Source organism: Saccharopolyspora erythraea, assembly GCF_018141105.1.
Taxonomy (GTDB): domain Bacteria; phylum Actinomycetota; class Actinomycetes; order Mycobacteriales; family Pseudonocardiaceae; genus Saccharopolyspora_D; species Saccharopolyspora_D erythraea_A.
In genome coordinates, this window is sequence record NZ_CP054839.1 from 4,142,687 (window position 1) to 4,167,762 (window position 25,076).

Annotated in this window: 21 protein-coding genes and 1 pseudogene; 16 read left to right on the top strand and 6 right to left on the bottom strand. The window is 71.5% G+C overall.

All coding sequences use genetic code 11. The annotated features are described in order from the left end of the window. The first annotated feature begins 173 nt into the window (after positions 1 to 173). From HUO13_RS18605 to HUO13_RS18630, 7 genes and pseudogenes are all read left to right on the top strand, one after another. Positions 174 to 3,893: a nitrate reductase subunit alpha gene (locus HUO13_RS18605; protein WP_211896415.1), complete on the top strand. Its 3,720-nt coding sequence runs from the start codon at positions 174 to 176 to the stop codon at positions 3,891 to 3,893. Continuing rightward, the gene (gene narH / locus HUO13_RS18610) at positions 3,893 to 5,464 is read left to right on the top strand and encodes a nitrate reductase subunit beta (protein ID WP_211896416.1); all 1,572 of its coding nucleotides are present in this window, start codon (positions 3,893 to 3,895) and stop codon (positions 5,462 to 5,464) included. Before HUO13_RS18605 ends, narH begins: the two co-directional genes overlap by 1 nt. Then, complete coding sequence (gene narJ / locus HUO13_RS18615; protein WP_211902978.1) at positions 5,464 to 6,105, top strand: nitrate reductase molybdenum cofactor assembly chaperone; 642 nt, start codon at positions 5,464 to 5,466, stop codon at positions 6,103 to 6,105. Before narH ends, narJ begins: the two co-directional genes overlap by 1 nt. Then, a complete protein-coding gene (gene narI, locus HUO13_RS18620; RefSeq protein ID WP_211896417.1) occupies positions 6,102 to 6,833 on the top strand; it encodes a respiratory nitrate reductase subunit gamma in 732 nt (243 codons plus the stop codon). The genes narJ and narI overlap by 4 nt, the downstream gene beginning before the upstream one ends. Positions 6,834 to 6,952: 119 nt before the next feature. Then, positions 6,953 to 7,000: pseudogene (locus HUO13_RS38110) on the top strand (hypothetical protein); the annotation flags it as partial. A 115-nt stretch (positions 7,001 to 7,115) separates the two neighbouring features. Then, the gene (locus HUO13_RS18625; RefSeq protein WP_282973687.1) at positions 7,116 to 7,979 is read left to right on the top strand and encodes a TDT family transporter; all 864 of its coding nucleotides are present in this window, start codon (positions 7,116 to 7,118) and stop codon (positions 7,977 to 7,979) included. Positions 7,980 to 8,107: 128 nt separating this feature from the next. After that, positions 8,108 to 8,575, top strand: coding sequence for a PPOX class F420-dependent oxidoreductase (locus HUO13_RS18630; protein ID WP_211896418.1), 468 nt, complete (start codon positions 8,108 to 8,110; stop codon positions 8,573 to 8,575). An 83-nt stretch (positions 8,576 to 8,658) separates the two neighbouring features. Here the strand turns inward: HUO13_RS18630 and HUO13_RS18635 are convergent, their stop codons facing one another. Then, a complete protein-coding gene (locus HUO13_RS18635; protein ID WP_211896419.1) occupies positions 8,659 to 9,417 on the bottom strand; it encodes an alpha/beta hydrolase in 759 nt (252 codons plus the stop codon). 61 nt (positions 9,418 to 9,478) lie between these two features. Continuing rightward, on the bottom strand, positions 9,479 to 10,831 hold the full coding sequence (locus tag HUO13_RS18640; protein ID WP_211896420.1) for an MFS transporter: 1,353 nt from the start codon (positions 10,829 to 10,831) through the stop codon (positions 9,479 to 9,481). Positions 10,832 to 11,206: 375 nt separating this feature from the next. On the opposite strand from HUO13_RS18640, the gene sfnG reads away from it, so the two are divergent. The 5 genes from sfnG (at position 11,207) to HUO13_RS18665 (ending at position 16,300) form a co-directional block, all read left to right on the top strand. Continuing rightward, positions 11,207 to 12,343, top strand: coding sequence for a dimethylsulfone monooxygenase SfnG (sfnG, locus tag HUO13_RS18645; protein WP_211896421.1), 1,137 nt, complete (start codon positions 11,207 to 11,209; stop codon positions 12,341 to 12,343). A gap of 55 nt (positions 12,344 to 12,398) precedes the next feature. Beyond that, on the top strand, positions 12,399 to 13,601 hold the full coding sequence (locus HUO13_RS18650) for an acyl-CoA dehydrogenase family protein (RefSeq protein WP_432757860.1): 1,203 nt from the start codon (positions 12,399 to 12,401) through the stop codon (positions 13,599 to 13,601). Positions 13,602 to 13,651: 50 nt separating this feature from the next. Further along, positions 13,652 to 14,854 carry an SfnB family sulfur acquisition oxidoreductase gene (locus HUO13_RS18655; protein ID WP_211896423.1) on the top strand — a complete coding sequence of 401 codons (1,203 nt, stop codon included), beginning with the start codon at positions 13,652 to 13,654 and terminating at the stop codon, positions 14,852 to 14,854. Positions 14,855 to 14,927: 73 nt separating this feature from the next. Continuing rightward, positions 14,928 to 15,566, top strand: a complete 639-nt coding sequence (locus HUO13_RS18660; protein WP_211896424.1) for a hypothetical protein — start codon at positions 14,928 to 14,930, stop codon at positions 15,564 to 15,566. Positions 15,567 to 15,619: 53 nt separating this feature from the next. Continuing rightward, the gene (locus HUO13_RS18665; protein ID WP_249123849.1) at positions 15,620 to 16,300 is read left to right on the top strand and encodes a GNAT family N-acetyltransferase; all 681 of its coding nucleotides are present in this window, start codon (positions 15,620 to 15,622) and stop codon (positions 16,298 to 16,300) included. Between the two features lie 15 nt (positions 16,301 to 16,315). Here HUO13_RS18665 and kynU read toward each other — a convergent pair whose 3' ends face one another. The 4 genes from kynU to HUO13_RS18685 form a co-directional block, all read right to left on the bottom strand. Beyond that, a complete protein-coding gene (gene kynU, locus HUO13_RS18670; RefSeq protein WP_211896425.1) occupies positions 16,316 to 17,542 on the bottom strand; it encodes a kynureninase in 1,227 nt (408 codons plus the stop codon). Positions 17,543 to 17,567: 25 nt separating this feature from the next. Further along, positions 17,568 to 18,557, bottom strand: a complete 990-nt coding sequence (locus HUO13_RS18675) for an amidohydrolase (protein ID WP_211896426.1) — start codon at positions 18,555 to 18,557, stop codon at positions 17,568 to 17,570. Then, positions 18,558 to 19,418: a tryptophan 2,3-dioxygenase gene (locus HUO13_RS18680; protein WP_211896427.1), complete on the bottom strand. Its 861-nt coding sequence runs from the start codon at positions 19,416 to 19,418 to the stop codon at positions 18,558 to 18,560. Positions 19,419 to 19,512: 94 nt separating this feature from the next. After that, a complete protein-coding gene (locus HUO13_RS18685) occupies positions 19,513 to 20,511 on the bottom strand; it encodes an aldo/keto reductase (protein ID WP_211896428.1) in 999 nt (332 codons plus the stop codon). An 817-nt stretch (positions 20,512 to 21,328) separates the two neighbouring features. On the opposite strand from HUO13_RS18685, the gene HUO13_RS18695 reads away from it, so the two are divergent. From HUO13_RS18695 to HUO13_RS18710, 4 genes are all read left to right on the top strand, one after another. Next, positions 21,329 to 21,895, top strand: coding sequence for a type 1 glutamine amidotransferase domain-containing protein (locus HUO13_RS18695; RefSeq protein ID WP_211896429.1), 567 nt, complete (start codon positions 21,329 to 21,331; stop codon positions 21,893 to 21,895). An 18-nt stretch (positions 21,896 to 21,913) separates the two neighbouring features. Beyond that, complete coding sequence (locus HUO13_RS18700; RefSeq protein WP_211896430.1) at positions 21,914 to 23,038, top strand: hypothetical protein; 1,125 nt, start codon at positions 21,914 to 21,916, stop codon at positions 23,036 to 23,038. A 152-nt stretch (positions 23,039 to 23,190) separates the two neighbouring features. Beyond that, positions 23,191 to 24,354 (top strand): dipeptidase, encoded by a 1,164-nt coding sequence (locus tag HUO13_RS18705; RefSeq protein WP_211896431.1) that lies wholly within the window; start codon positions 23,191 to 23,193, stop codon positions 24,352 to 24,354. Between the two features lie 241 nt (positions 24,355 to 24,595). Then, positions 24,596 to 25,072: a nitroreductase family deazaflavin-dependent oxidoreductase gene (locus HUO13_RS18710; RefSeq protein ID WP_211896432.1), complete on the top strand. Its 477-nt coding sequence runs from the start codon at positions 24,596 to 24,598 to the stop codon at positions 25,070 to 25,072. Positions 25,073 to 25,076: the final 4 nt, after the last annotated feature.

The window sequence follows — 25,076 nt, forward strand, 5'->3', positions numbered from 1 at the left end:
GAACCGGGGCGAATCGGCGAGCCGCGAACAATGCCGCAAAACGGTCACGTTGCGCATTCGGATGGTTACCCTTGGTGGCAAATTTCACAGCGAGTGGGGCGTTGAAACGTTACTATTGCGCGGCGTAGCGTGTTGTTGCCTCGTCGGCATTCGAACGGGAACCGGAGTCGATTATGTGTGCGGTACCGACGCGCGGCGGTGCGGAGGGAAGTGCTGCTTCCGCAGGTGACGCGCTGCTCCGAATCGGCAGACTGCTCTCAAGGGCGCAGACTTCCGATGATCTGCGAACCGTTTACCGGGAGGGCGGCCGGGACGGCGATACGTTTTACCGCGACCGCTGGGCCCACGACAAAGTCGTCCCCTCCACCCACGGCGTGAATTGCACCGGTTCGTGCCGGTGGAACGTTTACGTCAAGGACGGGATCATCACCTGGGAGACCCAGGACACCGACTACCCGTCGGTGGGACCGGACCGGCCGGAGTACGAGCCGCGCGGCTGTCCCCGCGGCGCGTCCTTCTCCTGGTACTCCTATTCGCCGTCCCGGTTGCGCTATCCGCACGCGCGCGGCGTTCTGGTGGAGATGTACCGCCAGGCGCGGCGCGAGACCGGTGATCCGGTGCTGGCCTGGAAGTCGGTCGTGGATGACCCGGAGCGCAGGCGGCGCTACCAGCGGGCGCGCGGCAAGGGCGGGTTGGTGCGGATCTCCTGGGACGAGGCGGTCGAGATGATCGCCGCCGCGCACGTGCACACCATCGCCGAGCACGGCCCGGACCGCGTCGCGGGCTTCTCGCCGATCCCGGCGATGTCGATGGTCTCGCACACCGTCGGCTCCCGGTTCATGTCGCTGATCGGGGCGCCGATGCTGTCGTTCTACGACTGGTACGCCGACCTGCCGGTGGCCTCCCCGCAGGTCTTCGGCGACCAGACCGACGTCCCCGAGTCCGCGGACTGGTGGGACGCGGCCTACCTGATGATGTGGGGCTCCAACGTCCCGGTAACCAGGACTCCCGACGCGCACTGGATGACCGAGGCGCGCTACCGGGGCCAGAAGGTCGTGGTGGTGTCGCCGGACTACGCCGACAACACCAAGTTCGCCGACGAGTGGCTGGCGGCCCACCCCGGCACCGACGCCGCGTTGGCGGTGGCGATGGGCCACGTCGTGCTCCGGGAGTTCTTCGTCGAGCGCAGCACACCGTTCTTCACCGACTACGTGTGCCGCTACACCGACCTGCCGTTCCTGGTCACCCTCGCCGAGCGGCCCGAGGGCCTGGTGCCCGGCAAGTTCGTCACCGCGGCCGACCTGGGCCGCGAAGGCGAGCACGAGGCGTGGAAGACCGTGCTCGTCGACGAGCGCACCGGCAGGCCGCAGGTGCCCAACGGATCGCTGGGTTTCCGCTGGAACGACGGCGAACCGGGGCGGTGGAACCTGGATCTGGAGGAGACCAGCCCACTGCTGAGCCTGCACGGCGCCGAGGTGCTCGGACAGCGCGCCGACGCGGTGCGGGTGCGCCTGCCCCGCTTCGACGAACCGGACGGTCTCGGCCGGGAGGTCACCCGCGGGGTGCCCGCGGTCCGGCTGAGTCCGGAAGGTCCTCTGGTGACAACGGTCTTCGACCTGCTCCTCGCGCAGTATGGCGTCGGCCGGGACGGCCTGCCGGGGCAGTGGCCCGAGGGCTACGACGACGCCGAGTCGGCGGGGACGCCCGCGTGGCAGGAGCGGATCACCTCGGTGCCGGCCGAGCGGGTCACGCGCATCGCCCGGGAGTTCGCCGACACCGCGATCCGCTCCGAGGGCCGGTGCATGATCCTGATGGGCGCGGGCACCAACCACTGGTTCCACTCCGACGAGGTGTACCGGACTTTCCTGACGCTGCTGCTGATCACCGGCTGCCAGGGCCGCAACGGCGGCGGCTGGGCGCACTACGTGGGTCAGGAGAAGATCCGCCCGCTCACCGGTTGGTCCACACTGGCCAGTGCCGCGGACTGGAATCGCCCGACGCGGCAGATGATAGGCACCGCGTGGTTCTACACCCACACCGACCAGTGGCGCTACGACACGCTGGACACCGGCGCCCTGGCCTGGCCCGGCGCTTCGGGAAAGCTGGCCGGGACCACCGCGGCGGACTGCGTGGCGCGGTCGGCGCGGGCCGGGTGGATGCCGTCCTACCCGACGTTCGACCGCAACCCGCTGGACCTGGCCGACGAGGCGGACCGGGCGGGCGCCGACCCGGTGCAGCACGTCGTCGACGAGCTGCGCTCCGGAAAGCTCGGCTTCGCCTGCGAGGACCCCGACGCCGAGTCCAACTGGCCGCGGGTGCTCACGGTGTGGCGGTCGAACCTGCTGGGGTCCTCGGCCAAGGGCAACGAGTACTTCCTGCGGCACCTGCTCGGCACCGACTCCTCGTTGCGCGCGCGGGAGGCACCGGACATCGGCAGGTCCTCTGAGGTCAGCAGGCCGGAGCACGCTCCGGAGGGCAAGCTCGACCTGCTGCTGTCGCTGGACTTCCGGATGACCAGCACGACGATGTTCTCCGATGTCGTGCTGCCCGCCGCGACCTGGTACGAGAAGCACGACCTGTCGAGCACCGACATGCACCCGTTCGTCCACTCGTTCAACGCCGCGGTCGCCCCGCCCTGGCAGTGCCGCACCGACTTCGACGCCTTCCACGCCATCGCGCGCCGCTTCAGCGAGCTGGCCCGCGACCACCTCGGTGTGCGCCGCGACGTGGTCGCCACCGCGCTCGGCCACGACACTCCGGGCGAGACCGCGCAGCCAGGCGGAGTCCTGCTGGACTGGCGGGCGGGGGAGACCGAACCGGTTCCCGGGCGGACGCTGCCCACCCTGACCGTCATCGAACGGGACTACCCCGCGGTGGCCGACAAGCTCGCCGCGGTGGGGCCGCTGCTCGACAAGCTCGGTACCACGATCAAGGGCTACACCGTGGAGGTCGGAGAGGAGCTGAGCCGGCTCGGCGCCCACAACGGCGTGGCCCGCAGCGGCGCGGCCGCGGGACGCCCCCGGCTGGACACCGACATCCGCACCGCCGACGCGATCCTCGCCCTTTCCGGCACCACCAACGGACGCCTCGCGGTCGAGGGCTTCCGCGCGCTGGAGGAGCGCGTCGGCCGGCCGCTCGCGCGGATCGCCGAGCACGACGCCGGGCACCGGATCACCTTCGCCGACACCAGGTCGCGGCCTGCTCCGGTGGTGACCAGTCCGGAGTGGTCCGGTGACGAGTCGGGCGGGCGGCGCTACTCGCCGTTCACCATCAACGTCGAGCAGCTCAAGCCGTGGCACACCCTCACCGGGCGCCAGCACGTCTTCCTCGACCACGACTGGATGGCCGAGCTCGGTGAGCAGCTCCCGGTGTACCGGCCGCCGCTGGACCTGCACCGGCTCTCCGGCGAACCGCGCATCGGTCCCGGAGGCGATGCCGAGGTCGTGGTCCGCTACATCACCCCGCACTCGAAGTGGTCGATCCACACCGAGTACCAGGACAACCCGATCATGCTGACGCTCTCGCGGGGCGGCCCGGCGATCTGGATGAGCCCGGCCGACGCAGCGGCCATCGGTGTGTCGGACAACGAGTGGGTCGAAGCGGTCAACCGCAACGGCGTGGTGGTCGCACGCGCGGTCGTCTCGCACCGGATGCCGACCGGGACGGTTTTCCTCTACCACGCGCAGGAACGGACGGTGAACGTCCCCAAGAGCCGGACCGACGGGCGGCGCGGCGGCATCCACAACTCGCTCACCCGGATCCAGATCAAGCCCACCCACCTCATCGGCGGCTACGCGCAGCAGTCGTTCGCGCTGAACTACCACGGCCCGACCGGCAACCAGCGCGACGAGGTCACCACGATCCGCCGCCGCGACCAGGAGGTCGAATACTGATGCGCGTCATGGCACAGCTGGCGATGGTGATGAACCTCGACAAGTGCATCGGCTGCCACACCTGTTCGGTCACCTGCAAGCAGACCTGGACCAACCGCGGCGGCGTCGAGTACGTCTGGTTCAACAACGTCGAGACGCGGCCCGGTCAGGGCTACCCGCGCCGGTACGAGGACCAGGAGCACTGGCGCGGCGGGTGGGAGCTGGACCGCAGGGGCCGGTTGCGGCTTCGCAGCGGGAGCCGGCTGCGCAGGCTCGCCTCGCTGTTCGCCAACCCCGACATGCCCCGGCTCGACGACTACTACCAACCCTGGACCTACGACTACCGCAACCTCACCGACGCCCCGCTCGGCGACGACACCCCGGTGGCCCGGCCGACGTCGGCGATCACCGGTGCTCCCGCGGACGTGCGGTGGGGGCCCAACTGGGACGACGACCTCGGCGGCATGCCCGAGCACTCCGACGCCGACCCGGTCGTGGCCAAGCTGCGCGACGAGCTGGGGATGGAGCTGAAGTTCGAGTTCGAGCAGTCGTTCATGTTCTACCTGCCCCGGATCTGCGAGCACTGCCTGAACCCGTCGTGCGTGGCCTCGTGCCCCTCCGGCGCGATGTACAAGCGCGTGGAGGACGGCATCGTGCTGGTCGACCAGGAGCAGTGCCGGGGCTGGCGGATGTGCGTGTCGGGCTGCCCGTACAAGAAGGTCTACTTCAACCACCGCACCGGCAAGGCCGAGAAGTGCACCTTCTGCTACCCGAGGGTGGAGGTCGGCCAGCCGACCATCTGCTCGGAGACGTGCGTGGGGCGGCTGCGCTACATCGGGGTCCTGCTCTACGACGCCGACCGGGTGTCCGAGGCGGCCGCCGTCACCGACGACCACGCCCTCTACCCCGCGCAGCGCGACCTCTTCCTCGACCCGGACGATCCCGCGGTGGCCGCAGAGGCCGAACGCGCGGGCATCCCGCACGACTGGATCGAGGCGGCGCGCCGCTCCCCGGTGCGCGACCTGATCTGCACCTACCAGGTGGCGCTGCCGCTGCACCCGGAGTACCGCACCATGCCGATGGTTTGGTACATCCCGCCGCTGTCGCCGGTGGTCGACGCGGTCGCCGGGACCGGCTTCGACGGGGAGGACGCGGGCAACCTCTTCGGCGCCATCGACGCGCTGCGCATCCCGGTGGAGTACCTGGCCGAGCTTTTCACCGCGGGCGACGTCGGCCCGGTGAGGGCGTCTCTGCGCAAGCTCGCGGCGATGCGCTCGTTCATGCGGTCGGTGAACCTCGGCGAGCAGCCCGACGCCGCACCGCTGGACGCGGCGGGGCTGACCGCCGAGGAGGTGGGCTCGATGTACCGGCTGCTCGCGCTGGCCAAGTACGACGAGCGCTACGTGATCCCCACTGCGGGCATCGGCGACGCCCACGAGCTGGAGTCCATCGCCACGACGTGCAGCCTCGACACCGACGGAGGCCCGGGAATGGGCGGTCCGCCGCTGAAGTCCGGCGGGACGGACCTGTTCGTCTGGAACGGCGAGGGACGGCCCGACGGCATGTTCCCCGACACCCGGGCGCGTTCGTGATGCGGCTGTTCGGCAGGCGGTCGCACGCGTCGGCACGCACCGACGCCGTCATCAGGCAGGTCGCGGCGTGGTGCCTGCACTACCCGGACGACGCCCTGCGGCGGAACCTCGGCCTGCTCGGCGACTGCGTCGGCGAGCTCGGCGACCACGAGGCGGCCGGGCACCTGCGCGCGGTCGTCGAGCACCTGAGGAGCACGCCCGCCCGGGAGGCGGAGCAGCACTACGTGGAGGTCTTCGACACAAAGCCGCGGCGCGGTCTCTACCTGACCTGGTACCTGCACGGCGACACCCGGCTGCGCGGTGGCGCGCTGGCCGAGCTCGTGGCGCTCTACCGGTCGCACGACTTCCAGGTCGAGGGCGGTGAACTGCCGGACTACCTGCCCGTGCTGCTGGAGTTCACCGCCACCGGCGGGCCCGCGGCGGTGCGGGAGGGCGAGCGGCTGCTCGCCCGCTTCCGGCCCGCGCTGGAGCTGCTGGCGCGCAAGCTCGACGAGGTCACCACCCCCTACGTCGGTGCCGTCCGCGGGGTGCTGAGCACGATGCCGCGCGAACACCGCCAGGAGATCCCGGTCGGCCCGCCTCCGCGCGAGCACGTCGGCCTGGACCCGTACCCGTCGGCCGCAAGAGGAGGCAACAGGTGAGCCCGACAGACCTTCTGTTGTGGGGCGTGCTGCCCTACGTCGTGCTGGCGGTGTTCGTCGTGGGCACGGTCTGGCGCTACCGCCACGACAAGTTCGGCTGGACCAGCCGCTCGAGCCAGCTGCACGAGGCGCGCGTGCTGCGGGTGGCCAGCCCGCTGTTCCACTACGGGTTGCTGATGGTCGCAGGCGGCCACGTGCTGGGCCTGCTGGTGCCGAAGCAGCTCACCGAGCTCGTCGGCGTCACCGAGCACAACTACCACGTCGTCTCGCTGGTGATGGGGTTCGTGGCCGGTGTGGCCGCCATCGCCGGGTTCGCGCTGCTGCTGTGGCGGCGGCTGCGGAACGTGGCGGTGCGCAAGGCCACCTCGCGCGGCGACCGGATCGTCTACACCGTGCTGGCGCTGGTGATGCTCGCCGGATTGTGGACCACGACCGTCGACAACGGCGTGCGCGGCCCCTACGACTACCGCGAGACCATCGGGCCCTGGTTCCGCGACATCTTCCTGCTGAACCCGCATCCGGAGCTGATGGCCCAGGCGCCGTTCGACTACAAGATGCACGCGGCCCTGGCGCTGGTGCTGTTCGCGCTCTGGCCGTTCAGCAGGCTCGTGCACGCGTTCAGCGCGCCGGTGCACTACCTGTTCCGGCCACACATCGTCTACCGCAGCCGGTCGGGTGACCGGCTGGTCGGGAACCGCAAACCGCAACGCGGCTGGGAAAGGGTGTGATCCCGCGCTTCGCCGAGAGCAGGCGAACCCGCGCCCCGGCCCCGCCGTGTCCTCGCGGCCGAGGCGGACGCGTGCGCCAGCTGGTCGACAACTTCGGGCCGAACTGGTTCACCTCTGTCATGGGCACCGGCATCGTGGCCAACGCCGCGGCGACGCTGCCGGTGCGCGCGCCCGCGCTCACGTTCGCCGCCACCGCGGTGTGGCTGCTCGCCGTGGTGCTGCTCGTGGGGGGCGGTCATCACCTGGGCGCTGCACTTCGCCCGTCGACGCGGGCGTCCGCGTGTGACGGACCCGTTCCTGGTGCAGTACTTCGGCGCGCCACCGATGGCGTTGCTGACGGTCGGAGCCGGGACGCTGCTGGCCGGCAGGCAGGTTCTCGGGGACCGCACGGCGGTCGCCGTCGCGTGGGCGCTGTGGTCGGCCGGTGCCGTCACCGGTCTCGCCGCGGCGGTCCTGGTTCCGCTGTGGATGTTCACCAGACACCGGTCCGCTCCGGACTCGGTGTTCGCGAGCTGGCTGATGCCGCTGGTGCCGCCGATGGTCGCGGCCGCGGGCGGTGCCCTGCTGGTCCCGCACGCCGCGGCGGGCCAGGCGAGGACGTCGGTGCTGATCGCCTGCTACGCGATGTTCGGCGCCGGCCTGCTGGCCTCCACGGTGGTGATCACGCTGGTCTGGTGGCGGCTCACCCAGCACAACCAGGGCCCGGCGGTGCTGGTGCCGACGCTGTGGATCGTGCTCGGCCCGCTCGGGCAGTCGGTGACCGCGGCCAACCTGCTCGGCGATGTCGCGCCGCTGGCCGTACCACCGCCGTACTCGACCGGACTTGCCGTGTTCGGACTCGTCTACGGGATTCCGGTGTGGGGGTTCGCGGTCTTCTGGGCCGCGATCGCCGCGCTCATCACCCTGCGCACCGCACGTGCGAAGCTGCCGTTCTCCCTGACGTGGTGGTCGTTCACCTTCCCTTTGGGCGTGGTCGTCACCGGCACCAGCGAGCTCGCCGAGCGCAGCCACGCCGCGGTGTTCGCCGTCGCGGCGGTGCTGTTCTACACGGGACTGGTCTGCGCATGGGCCGTGGTCGGCGTGCGGACGTTGCGCGGTTGCGTGCGCGGGACCCTGTTCGCGCCGGCGGTGGGCGAGCGCTCGTGACCGCACGCGGCGCGGCCGCGTTGGTTAGGGTGGAGGCGGCCGGTGCAAGTGCACGCCGCACCGGCCCCACGAACACGACGCCGATGCCGGTGTGCGGGTCCGGCCGCGCCGGTGAAGGGAAGCGAGTCATGGCACCGTCCATCGCCACCACCGACCGGGTCGACCTGGCGGGGCTGCTGGAGTTCGCGCGTCCGAGGCACCGCGGCCTGCTGGTCACCAACCGCGCCGACGGCAGGCCGCAGCTCTCGCCGGTCACCTGCGGGATCGACGGCGACGGCCGGATCGTCGTGTCGACCTACCCGCAGCGCGCCAAGGCCCGCAACGCCCGCCGGGACCCCGCGGTGTCCATCTGCGTGCTGTCGGAGGACTGGGACGGCCCCTACGTGCAGATCGACGGCCGCGCCGAGGTCCTGGACATGCCGGAGGCGGTGGACGGCCTGGTCGACTACTTCCGCTGCATCTCAGGCGAGCACCCGGACTGGGACGAGTACCGCGAGGCCATGGCGCGGCAGAACAAGACGCTGCTGCGGATCTCCATCGAGCGTTGGGGCCCCATCGCCACCGGCGGCTTTCCGCCCGAGCTCGCGCAGGACTGAACGCGTTGAACCAACCGGGAGTTTCCGGCGGTCGTCGGACCCCGCGTTGACGGGCCCGCCACGGGCGCGGGCCCGTCAACGCCTCAGCCGGTCGTCACGGCGGCGCGGACGATCCCCCGCTCGACGCTGAGGTCGGTGTCACGCACGGTTTCCCCGTTCTGCCGCAGGGATTCCAGGAACAGCACGATCGTCGCGGCCACGCTGCGGTGGGTGCGGTCGTTGAGGACGTCGTGCTTGCCGCCGGCGACGCTGGTCAGCCTCGAGGCGGGCATCCGCGCGTAGACGCCGCGGACTCCCGCGCGCGGGCTGATCGCGTCATCGGTGCCGTGCAGGCCGAGCACCGGCACGGTGATCCCGGACAGGTCCACCTCGTCGTGCCACTGCGGCGGCAGGTCCACCGCGAGCGAACCGCTGCCGGTGTCGGTGAGCCGCTGCCGATGGGTGGGGCAGGAGGTGCGTTCCCGCAGCTCGTCCTCCCACGACTCGAAACGCGGTATGCGCCCGGGACCGGGCAGACCCGCCAGGACCAGCGCGTCGGGAGCGACCGCGCGTTGCGCGGTGAGCCGGAGGGCGAACAGGGCCCCGGCGTCGGACCCGGCGAGCACGCGCGGCGCCGGGTCGGACTCATCGTCGAGCAGGGCTTTGACCTGCGTCGTCACCTCGTCCGGGGCGGCCGTGGCGTCACCGGCGATCCGGACCCGGTAGGCGTCGGCGGACAGCCGCTCGCCGAGACGCCGGTAGGCGGCCGGGTTCTCGCCCCGCCCCACGGCGAGGACCACCGTGGCCCGTGCGTGCAGTCCGGCCGGTTCGTCCCACCTCGCGGTGGTCGTGTGCGTGCTCATCTGGTTCTCCCCTCCGGGATGGGTGTTTCGGCGCCCGGACGGGCGTCGGTGTCGTTCGCGGTCAGGCGTGCACGGACTCGCGCGACCCGGCCTCCGTCGTCGTCTCGGCGGTGGCGAAGAGATCGCGCTCGCGGATCGCCAGCGCCGCCACGGCGCCGACCACGCCGGTGAGCACCAGGTAGCCGCACGCCAGCCACGGCGAGCCCCCGCCGGCCGCCAGCAGGGCGGTGACGATCAGCGGAGTGAGCCCCGACGCGTAGATGCCGGAGAACTGGTACACGAAGGACATCCCCGTGTAGCGGAGCCGGACGGGTGTGAGCTGCGCGTAGAAGGTGCCCTGCGGCGCGTAGATGACGGCGTGCACCACACCGAGCAGGAGCACCACGACCAGGCCGACCAGCAGCGGATCGCGGCTCTGGAAGGCGAGGAACGCCGGGTACACCAGAACGCCGTAGGCCGCGGCTCCCAGCGCGTACGTGCGTCGCGGCGTCCACTTGTCGGCCACGGTGCCGAAAACCGGGATCAGCACGGCCAGCGTGATCGAGGCCGCCATGATGGCGACCAGGACGTCGTTGCGCGCCATGCCGAGCGTCGAGGTCGAGTAGGAGATGAAGAAGACCGCCCAGGTGTTGAACGCGGCGCCTTCGGCCCAGCGCGACAGCAGTCCCAGCAGAGTGTTGCGCCGGCGCACCGGCTCCCGGAAGAGCTCGAGGATTGGCACGCGGGCGGCGCCCTCCAACGCGCGCATTCGGCGGAACGCCGGGGTTTCCGACACCCGCAGCCTGATGGCCAGGCCGACGAAGACCAGCACGATGCTGAGCCCGAAGGCGATCCGCCAGCCGTACTCCAGGAACTGGCGCTCGTCGAGCGAGTTGCCCAGCAGCGCGAACAACCCGGTGCCCAGGCCCAGTCCGAGCGCCAGTCCGACCTGCGGCCAGGCGCCGTAGCGGGCGCGCCTGCCGGGCGGCGCGTACTCGACGGCCATCAGCACCGCGCCCGCCCACTCACCGCCGATGGCCAGCCCTTGCAGCAGTCGCAGAAGCACCAGCAGGGCCGGCGCGAGCATGCCCACCTGCTGGTAGGTGGGTAGCAGGCCCATCGCCGCGGTGGCCAGCCCCATAAGGACCATTGTGGACACCAGGGTCCGCTTGCGTCCGATCCGGTCGCCGACGTGTCCGAAGAGGACTCCGCCCAGCGGGCGGGCGACGAAGCCGACGAAGAAGGTGACGAACGCCAGCATCGTCCCGGTGTAGGGGTCGTCGCTGGGGAAGAACAACTGGTCGAACACCAGCCCGGCGGCCGTGCTGTAGAGGAAGAAGTCGTACCACTCGACGGTGGTGCCGATGACGCTGGAGACCAGGACGGTGCGGACATCGGCCGTCCGCCCGGATTCGGGGGTCTGATCGGAGGACACGTCGGCAGAGTCGCACAGCCTCGAGAGTGTGCGGACCCTCCGTCCGAGGAGTGGAACGGCCGAGTGCGGGCTGTTGACACCCCTGTCCCGCTTTGGTCGTATGACGGTGTGTTCCCAGGAAGCCGGCTCACCAAGCGCCGTCACGTGGATCTCAACCGCGTGGTGGCGCAGGCCTGTCGCCGCTCCTGATCTTTCCCGCGCCCGGATTCCCTCACCGGGCCCTCGGTTCCTCCCGCATCCGGTGATCGCCTGAGCTATCCGGCGAACTCCGCCGCGAGGCGGTCGAACGTGCCTTTCCTGACGACGGTGTTCCGCCGCCTTCCGCGTCGGAACCGTCGTGCTTGATGCATCCTGCGCTTTCCCGATGGAGACAACATGTCCAGCGACGCCCCCTCTGAGCCGCTGAAGTTCGCCTACTGGGTTCCCAACGTCAGCGGTGGCCTGGTCACCAGCAAGATCGAACAGCGAACCGAGTTCAGCTTCGACTACAACAAGAAGCTCGCGGTGCTCGCCGAGAACAGCGGTTTCGAGTACGCGCTGAGCCAGGTGCGCTACGCCTCCAGTTACGGAGCCGCGCAGCAGCACGATCCGGCGGCCTTCAGCCTCGGTCTGCTGCTGGCCACCGAGCGCCTCAAGCTGATCGTGGCCGCGCACCCGGGGCTGTGGCACCCGGCCATCCTCGCCAAGTTCGGCATCACCGCGGACATCCTGTCGCAGGGCCGGTTCGCGGTGAACATCGTCAGCGGCTGGTTCAAGGACGAGTTCACCGGGCTCGGCGAACCGTGGCTGGAGCACGACGAGCGCTACCGGCGCACCGAGGAGTTCATCCGCGTGCTGCGCGGGTTGTGGACCCAGTCGAACTTCGACCTCAACGGCGACTTCTACCGGATCCACGACTTCAGCCTCCGCCCGCAGCCGCACCCGGTGCCGGGACGGCCGCACCCGGAGATCTTCCAGGGCGGCAACTCCACGGCGGCCCGCAGGCTCGCCGGGCGGGTCTCGGACTGGTACTTCAGCAACGGCAAGGACTTCGACGGCTTCTCCGGCCAGGTCGCCGACGTCCGCGCCTTCGCGGCCGAGAACAGGCGCGCGGTCCGCTTCGGGCTCAACGGTTTCGTGATCGCCCGCGACACCGAGGCGGAGGCGCGCGAGGTGCTGCGGGAGATCGTGGCCAAGGCCGACACCGAGGCCGTCGAGGGGTTCCGCAAGGCGGTCGCGCAGGCCGGCAAGTCCACTTCGGATGGAAAGGGGATGTGGGCGGACTCCGAGTTCGCCGACCTGGTGCAGTACAACGACGGGTTCCGGACGGGACTCATCGGGACTCCGGAGCAGATCGCGCACCGCATCGTCGAGTACAAGAGGCGCGGTGCGGACCTCCTGCTGCTGGGTTTCCTGCACTACCTGGAGGACGTCGAGCAGTTCGGCACCCGCGTGCTGCCCATCGTGCGGGAGCTGGAGGCCGAGCTCGACCGAACGGGCGAGGTACCGGCCGTCGCAGCGGCGCGGCGGTGAAGCAGTGAGCACCACCGGAAACCAGGGAGAAGCTGTGACAGCGACAGAGAACGCAGTGAGCTGGAAGAACCGCCCGACCACCGCCGAGGGCTGGGTGCGGCGGGCCGACGAGGTGGCCGCCGTGCTGGCGGCCGACGCGGTGCATCGCGACCGCGCGAACCGAACCCCTTACGCGGAGGTCCGGCTGCTCAAGGACTCCGGGCTGGTGACGCTGCTCGGTCCGGTCGAGCACGGCGGCGGCGGGCAGTCGTGGTCGACGGCCTACCGGGTCACCCGGGCGGTGGCCGCCGGGGACGGTTCGATCGGGCAGCTGCTCGGCTACCACTACCTGTGGGCCTGGGCGGTGCGCCTGGTGGGCACGCCGGAGCAGATCGCGGCCGTGGAGGAGCTCTACACCACCAACGACCACTTCTTCGGCGGTGCGGTCAACCCCCGCGACCACGACCTGGTCATCACCGACGAGGGCGACGATCTGGTCTACAACGGACGCAAGTCGTTCTCCACCGGCAGCAAGGTCTCCGACCTGACCGTGCTGGAAGGGGTGATCGAGGGCACCGACAAGCACGTCTTCGCCATCGTGCCCTCCCAGCAGGACGGCATCGTGTTCAACGACGACTGGGACAACCTCGGCCAGCGCCTGACCGAGTCGGGCAGCGTGGAGATCCGGGGCGTGCGCGTCCCGTGGGAGTCGGCGGCGGGCTACGTGGACAAGCAGTTCCAGCCGCTGACCTACAACACGTTGAACCTGCCGACGATCCAGCTCGTCTTCGCCAACTTCTACCTCGGCATCGCGCAGGGGGCACTGCGCTACGCGACCTCCTACACCACCGAGAAGACCCGCCCGTGGCCCTACGGCGGCGACAACAAGCAGCACGCGTCGGAGGAGTTCCACATCCTCGACACCTACGGCGACCTGCAGGCCAAGCTGTGGGCGGCCGAGTCGCTTGTCGACAGGGCGGGTGCGGCGATCGAGGAGCTGCTGCACGCCGAGCGCGAATCGGTCACCCCGGAGCAGCGCGGCGAGGTCGCGGTGCTGGTGGCCGCGGCCAAGCAGCGGATCATCGAAACCGGGCTGGAGATCGGCAACCGGATCTTCGAGGTGACGGGCGCCCGGGCCACCGCCAGCTCCGTGGGGCTCGACATCTACTGGCGCAACCTGCGCACCCACAGCCTGCACGACCCGGTCGCCTACAAGCGGGTCGAGGTCGGCCGGTACGCGCTGCTCGGAGAGCTCCCCGAGCCCACCTGGTACACCTGATCGCCGCCGGGGCCGGCTCCGGCCGGCCCCGGCCCCACCCGAGGAGCCACATGACAGCCGAGGCCACGACGCGGGCGCACGTGATCGGCAGCGACGCAGAGGCGTTGGAACAGGCGCGCCGGCTCGCCGGGGACTTCGCCCCTGGTGCGTCGGAACGGGACGCGCGGCGAAGACTGCCGGTGGCAGAGCTCGACGTGCTGTCGGCGAGCGGGCTGCTGGGCGTCACGGTGCCCGCCGAGCACGGCGGTGCCGAGGTGTCGACCCGCACCCTGGTGGAGGTCTTCCGGCTGCTGGCCGCGGCCGACCCCAACATCGCGCAGATCCCGCAGAGCCACGTCGTCTACGTCAACGTGCTGCGGGAGAACGGAACGCCGGCGCAGCAGCGGTTCTTCTTCGCCGAGGTGCTGGCGGGACGGCGGTTCGGCAACGCGCAGTCGGAGTCGGGCAGCCGCAACGCCCAGGACATCCGCACCAGGCTCACCGCGGGTCCCGGCGGCGCCTTCGTCCTCGACGGCACGAAGGCGTACTCGACGGGCGCCTTGCTGGCGCACTGGATCCCGGTGCTGGCCAAGGATGACGACGACGCCCTGCGGGTGGCCTACGTGCCGTCCGACGCCGCCGGGCTGACCGTCGTCGACGACTGGGGCGGCATGGGGCAGCGGACCACGGCCAGCGGCACGGTCCGGCTGGAGCAGGTGCGCGTACCCGCGGCCAACGTCGTCGCGCACCACCGCACCTTCGAACGTCCGCAACTGCACGGCGCGCTCGCGCAGGTTCTGCACGCCGCGATCGACGTGGGCATCGCGCGTGCCGCGCTGGACGAGGCAACCGCGTTCGTGCGCACCCGCAGCAGGCCGTGGGCCGACAGCGGGGTCGAGCGGGCGAGCGACGACCCGCTGACCATCCAGCGCTTCGGCGAGCTGGAGATCCGCGTCCGGGCCGCCGAAGCGCTGCTCGACCAGGCGGGAGCCGCCATCGACGAGGCCCGCGCCGACCTCGACGACGACTCGGCCGCGGCTGCCTCGATCGCGGTGGCCACGGCGAAGGCGTTCGCCGGCGGCGCCGCGGTCGAGCTGGGCAGCGCGCTGTTCGAGGTGTCCGGCACCCGGTCCAGCCTCGCCGAGACCAACCTGCACCGGCACTGGCGGAACGCCCGGACGCACACCCTGCACGACCCGGTGCGCTGGAAGGTCCAGCACATCGGCAGATACGCCCTCAACGGGACCCACCCGCCGCGCGGAGGCCAGCTATAGACAGCTGTTCTCGACGGTGCTGCCGCTGAAAATCCGGCGACTCCGCAGCCCGGCAGCCGTTACCGTCACCGGCATGTCTGGATCCGAACGACAGGTGACCGCCGACGATCTGGACCGGGCGGTCCAACTCGCCACCGCCGCGATGCGGGAGGTACCGCTGGAGCGGTGGAGCGCCAAGGCGGGTTCGCTGGAATGGGACTGCTGGGAGACGGTCGAGCACCTCGGCGACGACCTGTTCGCATACGCCGTCCAGCTGGGCCCACGCAGGCCACCGGCCGACAGAGAGGTTCCCTTCGTCTGGCACAGCCGCAGGCCCGGCGGTCCTGCCAACGCGGTGCACGCCGACCGCGCGGCCGGGGTCGCGGGGCTGATGGAGGTGCTGGAGGCCAGTGGCGCGTTGCTGGTCGCCATGGTGCGCACCACACCGCCGGAAGTACGCGCGCACCACGTCTTCGGGGCGTCGGACCCGGAGGGCTTCGCCGCGATGGGCGTGGTCGAGACGCTGGTCCATCTGCACGACCTCGCGGAGGGACTCGGGTTCGACTGGTCACCGCCAGGTGATCTCTGCTCGCGGGCGCTGGCGAGGCTCTTCCCGCACGTGCCGGTCGACGACGATCCGTGGCGCACGCTGCTCTGGGCGACCGGACGTGTGGAGTTGCCCGGCCGCCCGCGCCTGGTCGAGTGGCGCTGGTACGGCGAACCCCGGCCGTAGGAGTGGAGCCCCGGGAGCCGACCGGCGGAGGCGTCGACAGCGACGAGAAGCGTTTGCTCGCACTGGAAATCGACGTGATCTTCGGTCTCGTCGCCGATGGTGCGCAAGTGCGGGTTCGGGACCGGCAGATCCGGGCGGTGTGGTCGTGGTCGCCACGGGCGCGGCTGCTGGCGCTCGGCCCGTCCACCGCCGACGACGCCGCTGCGGGGCTCCCGATCGATGAGCAGCACTACGCGCCCGGGGAAGTTCCCCGTGTTCTTGCGCGCCTGGGCGAGACCCTGGGGGCAGAGGTGGAGGGCGGCCCGACCTACGTCTTTCCCGAGGACCGCGCCATCGGCGGACCCGACGCGGCGCTGCCCGTCATTGTCTCCGATGTGAAGGGCGAGCAAGCCGCCGAGCGGCTCATGCGCCCGGCCGACTGGGAGCCGGGGGAGTGGTCGGAACTGATCACCGGGCAGCGCGGGGAGTGGGCGATGGCCGTCCACGGCGGTTCGCCGGTGTCGATCTGTTTCTCGCCGGCGGCCAACTCCGTCGCCGCGGAAGCCGGCATCTGGACCCGTGAGGACTTCCGCGGTCGTCGTCTCGCGCCCGCGGTCGTCGCGGCGTGGTCGCGACGGGAGCGGCGGAACAGGGAGGTGCTGTTCTACAGCACGAGCGCGGGCAACCACGCGTCCCGGTCGGTCGCGCGCACGCTGGGCCTGCGCCCGCTGGGCTGGCTCTGGAAGCTCCTCTGACACCCGCCGGCAGCGTCATCCCTCAGAGCGCACCAGCTCGGCGAGCACCGACATGCCCCGGTGCACCTCGGTGAAGCTCGTGCTCAGCGGTGCGAGGCCGATCCGGATGCCGTCCGGGGCGCGGAAGTCGGGGATCACCCCGCGCTGCCAGAGCGGGTCGATCAGTTCGCCGAAGTCCGCGCGGCGCAGGGTCACGTGACCGCCGCGGCGCTCCGCCGCGCGCGGCGAGCCGACGCTCACACCGTGCGGCAGCAGCCACTCGTCGGCGAGCCGCAGCGCGTAGCCGGTCAGCTCCGTCGACTTCGCGCGGACGGCGTCGATGCCGGCTGACTCGAGCATCTCCAGCCCGGTCAGCAGCGGCAGCATGGCCAGGATCGGAGGTGTGCCGCTGAGCACCCGGCGAACCCCCTCGGCAGGCTCGTAGCCGGGGCCCATGGTGAAGGCGTCGCGCCTGCCCATCCAGCCCCAGATCGGCTGGCGGAGGTCGTCGAGGTGGCGGCGGTTGACGTAGCCGAACGCAGGCGAGCCCGGTCCGCCGTTGAGGTACTTGTAGGTGCAGCCGACGGCGAAGTCGGCCTCCCAGTCGTCCAGTCGCACCGGGACCGATCCGGCCGAATGGCACAGGTCCCACAGCACCAGCGCACCCGCGTCGTGGGCCGCGCGCGTGACGGCCGCACCGTCGGCGAGGTATCCCGACCGGTACGCGACGTGGCTGAAGACGACCAGCGCGGTGTCCGGGCCGACCGCCTCCGCGACCTGCTCCGCGGTGATCCCGGCCTCCGGGTCGGTCTCGATCCACCTCAGCACCAGGTCGCGTTCGGCGGCGATGCCTTCCAGCACGTAGCGGTCGGTGGGGAAGTTGTCGGTGTCGAGCACGATCTCACGCCGTCCCGGCCGGGCCGCGACCGCGGCGCGGGCCAGCTTGTAGAGCAGGACCGTGGTCGAGTCGGCGACCACCACCTGGCCGGGGCCTGCGCCGATCGCCACGCGGCCGATGCGGTCGCCGACGGTGAGCGGCCAGTCCAGCCATTCGTCGGTCCACCCGCGGATCAGCCGCCGCGCCCAGGTGCCGCGGACGAACTCGTCCATCCGCTCGGCGGTCTCCCGCGCCGGGCGGCCAAGCGAGTTGCCATCCAGGTAGGCCACGACGTCGGAGTCCTCGGGCGAGAGGAAGCGCTCCCGGAAGTCGCGCAGCGGATCGGCCTCGTCGAGTTCCTTCGCCTGCTGCTGGAAGTCGAGCACGTCGGGGCGCCTTTCGCGGGGCGGGTCAGCCGAGGACCCGCGCGGTGGACAGGGAACCGGGGAAGCGGCCGGGGTCCAGGTCGAGCCCGCCCGCGACCCAGCACGGTGGGGCCTCGCGGTCGGTCATTGACGCCAGCACCTCGTCCGGGCTCAGCCCGGCGGCGAGCAACGCGGCCACCTCCCGGGTGTTGACGCCGAGCGGGAGCGGCCCGTTGCCGAGGTCGGTGCCGTACCGGACGGTGCCACCGTACCCGGCGAAAGTACGCAGGTTCGCGATCGCGGTCCGGCGGGCCTCGGTGTCCGCGCCGTGGCCGTGGATGTCGAGGGTGCTGATCCACACCATGCTCTCGGCGGCTTCGGCGAGCACCCGGTCGGGGAGCTGCTCGGTCCACGGGGTGTGGGCGAGCCGGTCCACACCGTGCCGCATCGCCATGCCGAAGGTGCCTTCGCCCTCGGCGTGGGCCACGACCGGCAGCCCGGCGTCGTGCGCGGTGGTCACGATGGTGTCCACAACGGACTCCGGCAGCAGCGGTCCGGCGCCGGAGTGCAGCGCGATCTTGATGAACGACGCGCCGATCCGCCGCTGTTCGCGCACCGCGACCCGCGCGTCGGCAGCGGAGCCGACCTCGCGGAAGCTGCCCGGCAGCGCCCAGGCGCGGTCGCTGGGATATCCGCCCGGCGCGGTGAGGAAGGCACCCGCGAACCGCAGGCGGGGTGCCGCCGGATCGTCGCGCAGCCGGGACAGCACGTCCGCGGGACTGCCGAGATCGTCGGCGGTGGAGATTCCGCCCGCGCGGACGGTCCGGAGGTCGACGAGTCCGCAATGGACGTGCGCGTCGCGGAGACCGGGCAGCAGCGTGCCTTCGACCCCGCGCGTCGGCACGCCCGCGGGGGCTTCGGGGACCGGCTCCGACGCCACGCCGTCGCGGACGCGCACCGCGCAGCGGCCGAACCACCGCCCCCACCAGGCCGAGACCGCCCGCAGCCACTCGTCGCGCGGATGGGCGGCGCTCACCTAGATCTCCGTGCGCACGGCGTAGAGCTCCGGGAAGAAGGTCAGCTCCAGCGCCCGGCGCAGGAACGACACGCCGCTGGAACCGCCGGTGCCGTGCTTGAGCCCGATGGTGCGCTCGACGGTCTTGAGGTGGCGGAACCGCCAGAACTGGAAGTTCTCCTCCAGGTCGACCAGTTCCTCGCACGCCTCGTAGGCGTCCCAGTTCTCGGCCGCCGTCTCGTAGATGCCGCGGAACAGCGGCACCAGCTCGGGGGTGAAGGTGTGCGGCAGGCTGACGTCGCGCTGGAGGAACGCGGCGGGGACGTCGTGCCCTCGCCGGTGCAGCAGACGCACGAACTCGTCGTAGACGCTGGGTTCCTTCAGCAGGCCGTTGAGCAGTTCGTGGGCGAACTCGTCGTGGGCGAAGACCTCCAGCATCTCGGCGTTCTTGTTGCCGAGGATGAACTCGATCGCCCGGTACTGGTAGGACTGGAACCCCGACGACCTGCCGAGGAACCCGCGGAACTCGACGTATTCCGCCGGTGTGAGGGTCGCCAGCACCGACCACTGCTCGGTGAGGGTGTGCTGGACGTGCTTGACCCGGGCGAGCTGCTTGAGCGCGGGCTTGAGCTCGTCGCGGGCCAGGTGCTCCCGCGCGGTGCGCAGCTCGTGGAGGATCAGCTTGAGCCAGAGCTCGACGGTCTGGTGCTGGATGATGAACAGCAGCTCGTCGTGGTGCTCTGGCTCGCTGACCGGGTGCTGGGCGTCGAGCAGCCGGTCCAGGCGCAGGTACTGGCCGTAGGACAGCTCGCGGCGCAGGTCCCGGACGACGTCCTTCTCCAACGGGCGGCTGTTGCCGTGGACCACGTCGTTCCCCCTCATGCGGGCCGAGGACAATGTGCGGAGTATTGAACGGTCGTCACATTTCCGCAAGACCCCGGCCCGCGCGGGGACCGCTCGGCGAGGGGGCGGGACCTCAGCGGTCCAGCCGCGCCATGCCGTCCGGGTGGTAGCGCTCACCTGCGGCGACGTCTGCGGGGAAGAGCTCCGAGAGCTCGTCGGCGACGCGCCGGTCCAACTGCGTGGTGGCCGCGACGATGTTGGCCTCGACGTTGCCGATCCGGCGGCTGCCCGGGATCGGGACGATGTCGTCGCCCTGCGCGAGCAGCCACGCCAGCGCCAGTTGCGCGGGGGTGAGCCCGAGCTCTTCGGCGCGCTCGCGCAACGGCTGGACCAGGGTGATGTTGTGCCGCAGGCTCTCCTCGGCGAAGCGGGGGTAGCGCTGCTGGCGCACCTGGAGGTTCTCCACGTCGGAAACCTCGCGGAACGCGCCCGTCAGCACACCGCGGCCCAGCGGCGAGTAGGCGACCAGCGCCACTCCGAGCTCCCGCATCGCCGGCAGCAGCTCCGCCTCGGGCTCGCGGGTGAACAGGGAGTACTCCTGCTGCACGGCGGCGATCGGGTGCACCGCGTGCGCCCGGCGCAGGGTCGCGGCGCTGATCTCGGACAGCCCCAGGTGCCGCACCTTGCCGGCCTGGACCAGTTCGGCCATCGCGCCGACGGTCTCCTCGATCGGCGTGTCCGGGTCGAGGCGGTGCAGGTAGTACAGGTCGACGTGGTCGGTCCCGAGCCTGCCGAGGCTGGCGTCGATGGAGCGGCGCACGTTCTCCGGCCTGCCCAGCCCGGAGTCGGCGGTCGCGCCGAACTTGGTGGCCAGGAACACCTCCTGCCTGCGTTCGGCGAGCAGTCCGGCGATGAGCCGCTCGTTGTGCCCGTCGCCGTAGGCGTCGGCGGTGTCGACGAAGTCCACGCCCAGGTCCAGCAGCCGGTGCAGCAGGCGCAGCGACTCGGCGTCGTCGGCCGCGCCGTAGACGCCGGAGAGGCCCATGGCGCCGTACCCGATGGCGCTGACCCGCGGGCCACCCCGCCCGAGCGTCCGCCGGGACGGCTTCGGGGGTTGGGTCGGTTCGGTCACGTGGTCCTCCGTTCGGTGTTGCTTCGGTTCGCAGACCAGCCTACGCACGACAGGAAATCTGTTTCCATGACGCCAAAACGTGGAAAGTGTCCGAAGTTCGCCACGGGGCAGGCCATACGCCGGATTCGCGGAAACCGGGCATCGGCGGCGAAACCGTGCCCGCGGTCGCGGAACTGGTGCGATTCGGCGGATTTCCGGTGATCGCGCCGCCCGTGCGGCGTGGTTCGGCGTCAACGTCTCGGTGCTGGGGCTGAGTTACGGCTCCTTCGCGTCGGTACCACGACGAAGATCCTCGCGCTGTTCGCTGTCGCGGCCGACTACTCCCGGTACCTGCCCGGACACCGCCGCGATTGCCGACTGTGTGATCATGATCGCCGACGTCGCCTCGCGCCGCCGGGACTACAGCGAGACCGACCTCCAGCGGCCTGCGGGGCGCTACTGCGAAGTCCGGGTGCTGCCTGCGGCCGTGCTGCTGGTGGCGACCGCCATCGGCTGGGGCCTGGTCACCAACGAGGCGGCCGGCTGGCAGTGCTACCTGCTCGGCCCGCTGGGCCTCGGCGGCCGGGGCGGGGCGTGGGCCGGTGCGCACCCGGGCGTGCTCGTGGCCCTGCTGATCGGGTTCCTGGCGATCGCGATCTTCGGTCGCGCCCGCGTCCGGCGCCGGGAAGCCGCTGATCAGGCGGCGGTGGGGCGCAACGGCGCGATCTGGCCCGGAGCCGGTCCCCCGATCATCCACTGTGGCCGTCGGCGTCGATGTTTGCCCGCCTCCCCGCCTGGGCAAGCCTGGGCTGGTGGCGACGACCACGGGAGGTATGTGATGGCCCTGGAAGGGCGGAAGGTCGCGTTCCTGGTCGCGGCCGAGGGAATCGAACAGGTGGAGCTCACCGAGCCGTGGAAGGCGGTCGAGGAGGCCGGCGGCACACCCGAACTGGTGTCCGTGCGGCCCGGATCGGTGCAGGCCTTCGACCACCTGGACAAGGCGGACACCTTCACCGTCGACAAGGTGGTCTCGGAGGTCCGGCCGACCGACTACGACGGCCTGGTGCTGCCCGGCGGCGTTGCCAACCCGGACAACCTGCGGCAGGACCCGTCGGCGGTGCGCTTCGTCGGTGAGTTCTTCGCCCGCGGCAAGCCGGTCGCGGCGATCTGCCACGCGCCGTGGCTGCTGATCGAGGCCGATGTCGTTCGCGGACGGCGGCTGACCTCGTACCCGAGCCTTGCCACCGACCTGCGCAACGCGGGAGCCGAGTGGGTCGACGAGGAGGTCGTGGTCGACGCCGGGCTGGTCACCAGCCGCCGGCCGCAGGACCTGCCCGCCTTCTGCGCGAAGGCGGTCGAGGAGATCGGCGAAGGTGCGCACCGCAGCCAGGCGCGCAGCGCGTGAGTTCGTGTGGAGGTGGCCATGAAACTGGCATTCCTGCAGGAGATCTACCGCAGTCCCGGACCGTTCGCCACGGTGTACCTGGACACCTCGGCCGACGCCGAGGACGCGGGCAAGGCGGTCGGGCTGCGCTGGCGCGCGGCGCGCGAGGAGCTCGCCGGCCGGGGCGTCGACGAGGCGGTCCTGTCGTCGCTGGAGGAGAGGGTCGGACAGCACCGCCAGGAGACCGGCAGGCGGGCGCAGGTGCTGGTCGCCGACCGGACGGGCGTGGTGTTCACCGGCGAGATGCCGGGGCTGCCCTCGGAGCTGGCCTCCGACGAGCACGTCAGCTACGGTCCGCTGCCGCACCTGATGCCCTACTTGCAAGCGCGTGAGCCCCGCCTGCCGCACGTCGTGGCGGTGGTCGACCACGTCGGGGCGGACCTGACGGTCGTGCCTGCCGAGGGTGAGATGAGCACCCGCACCGTCGAGGGCGAGGACCACCCGGTGCACAAGGCGCACTCGGCGCCGGAGGAGCTGCAGAAGCACCACCAGCACGCGGCGGAGGAGACCTGGAAGCACAACGCGGTCAAGTCCGCCGATGAGATCACCAGGTCGGCCGAGAAGGTCAGCGCCGAGGCGATCGTGCTGGCCGGTGAGGTGCAGCAGCGCAAGCTGGTCCGCGAACGGCTCGGCAAGGGAGTCCAGGACCTGGTCGTGGAGACCGACGCCGGCGCCAGGGACCGCAAGGCCGCCGTCGAACCGCTGGAGGCCAAGGTCGACGAGGCGGTCGGCTCGGCGGTGTCGGCGCGCGTGGACGAGGTGGTCGGGCTCTTCGAACAGGAGCGCGGCAGGCACAGCCGCGCCGTCGAGGGCTGGCAGCCGACGGTCGAGGCGTTGCAGCGCGAGCAGGTCCAGGTACTGCTGTGGTCCAAGTCCGCGCACGACGTGTCCGACCTGAGCACCGGTCCGCGTGCCAGCCAGGTCGCGCTCGACGAGCGCCCGCTGCGGGACATGGGCGTGGAGGAGATCTCCACCGCTCCCGCCAGCGCGGCGCTGGTGCGCGCGGTCGCGGGCGTGGACGCCGAGCTGGTGCTGGTGGAACCCGGCTCGGTCGAGCTCACCGACGGAATCGGTGCGGTGCTGCGCTATCCGCTCGCGTCCTGATCGTGGACGCGAAGGCCCGGCGGGTGCTCCACTCGGTACCCGCCGGGCCCGCGCGTGTCCGGTCCGGTCGCACGGGAAACTCCGCGCGTCGGCCGATGGCGCCGGGATAGCGTGCGGAGGGCACTGACGCCGTGACGACGTGAGGAGACCGCGTGCCGACAGCCGATGCCCTGAACCGCGCCAAGACGTTGCTGGAGCGCACCCCGCTGATCGACGGGCACAACGACCTGCCGTGGGCGCTGCGCAAGAGCGTCGGCGCGGACCCCGCGCGGGTCGACCCCGGACCGCTCGACGTGGCCGTCGAGCAGCCGGGCCTGCACACCGACCTGGTCCGGCTGCGGCGGGGCCGGGTCGGCGGCCAGTTCTGGTCGGTCTACGTACCATGCGGCTACACGGGCCACCACGCGGTGACCGCCGTGCTGGAGCAGGTCGAGCTCGTCCACGAGCTGGCCGCCCGCTACCCGCGGGACCTCGCGATCGTGCGGTCGGCCGATGCCGCCGAGAAGGCGTTCGCCGACGGCCGGGTCGCGTCCCTGCTGGGCGCCGAGGGCGGGCACTGCATCGCCGAGTCGCTCGGCGTGCTCCGCGCACTGCACCGGCTCGGCGTGCGGTACATGACGTTGACGCACAACGAGAACGTGCCGTGGGCGGACTCGGCGACCGACGAGCCGGCGGTGGGCGGACTCAACGACTTCGGCCGCGAGGTCGTCGGCGAGATGAACCGGCTGGGCATGCTCGTCGACCTGTCCCACGTCGCGCCGGCCACCATGCGCGCGGCGCTCGACGTCGCCGAGGCACCGGTGGTGTTCAGCCACTCCTCGTGCCGGGCGGTGGCCGACCACCCGCGCAACGTCCCTGACGACGTGCTGGCGCGGCTGACCGGCAACGGAGGTGTCTGCATGGTCACCTTCGTGCCGTCGTTCGTGTCCGAGGCGCGGGCGGCCTGGGACGCCGAGCTGCGCGAGGCGATGCGCCGCGAGGGCGGCGATCCGCGGGACCTCGAAGCCCGCGAGGACTTCGCGGCGAGGTGGGAGGCCGGCCACCCCAAGCCCGCGGCGACCACGGCGGACGTCCTCGCGCACGTCGAGCACGCGCGCGAGGTGGCCGGGATCGACCACATCGGCCTCGGCGGTGACTACGACGGGGTCTCCGACCTGCCGGAGGGGCTGGGCGACGTCTCCTGCTACCCGGTGCTGATCGCCGAGCTGCTGGAGCGCGGCTGGAGCGAGGAGGACTGCGCGAAGCTGGCGGGTCGCAACGTCCTCCGCGTGCTGCGCGAGGCCGAGGCGGTGGCCGCGCGACTGGGCGCGGCCTGATCCGAGGCCGGTGGCCCGGTGCAGCCTGATCCCAGGCCGGGTTGCCCGGTGCAGCAGATCCGAGGCGGGGCGGCTTGGCCCAGCCTGACCTGGGGCCGGGCGGCCGGTGCAGCTTGATCCGAGGCGGGCGGCCCGGCCGCGGGCCGTGACCGCACGACCGCGGAACCGGCCAACACGCGCCGCCGCCGTGCTATCTTGGTCGGGCGACCAATTTGGTCGATCGACCAAGACGGGAGCGGGAATGGAAGACCTCGGCCGCCGCCGTCCGCCCACGGGGCTCGCGCGGCTTCTCTTCCGGATTCCGGTCCGGCTCTGCCGGATGGGTCTCGGCCGCCTGCTGGGCGGGCGCTTCCTGCTGATCAACCACGTCGGCCGGGTGTCGGGGCGCATGCGACAGGTCGTCGTCGAGGTCGTCGAACACGAGCCCGGTGACGGTTCCTACGTGGTCGCCTCGGGGTTCGGCCCGAACGCCGACTGGTACCGCAACGTCCTGCGAACACCGCAGGTCACCATCCAGGTGCGCGGGCGGACGTTCCCGGTGACCGCCGTTTCTCTCCCCGCCGAGGAGGGCGCCGAACTCATGGCCCGCTACGCCCCGCGCCACCCGGCCGCGGCCCGTCAGCTGGCCCGGTTCATGGGCTTCGCCGTCGACGGTTCCGCGGCCGACTACCGCGAGGTGGGACGGCGCATCCCGTTCGTGCGCTTCATGCCGCGTTAGCGGC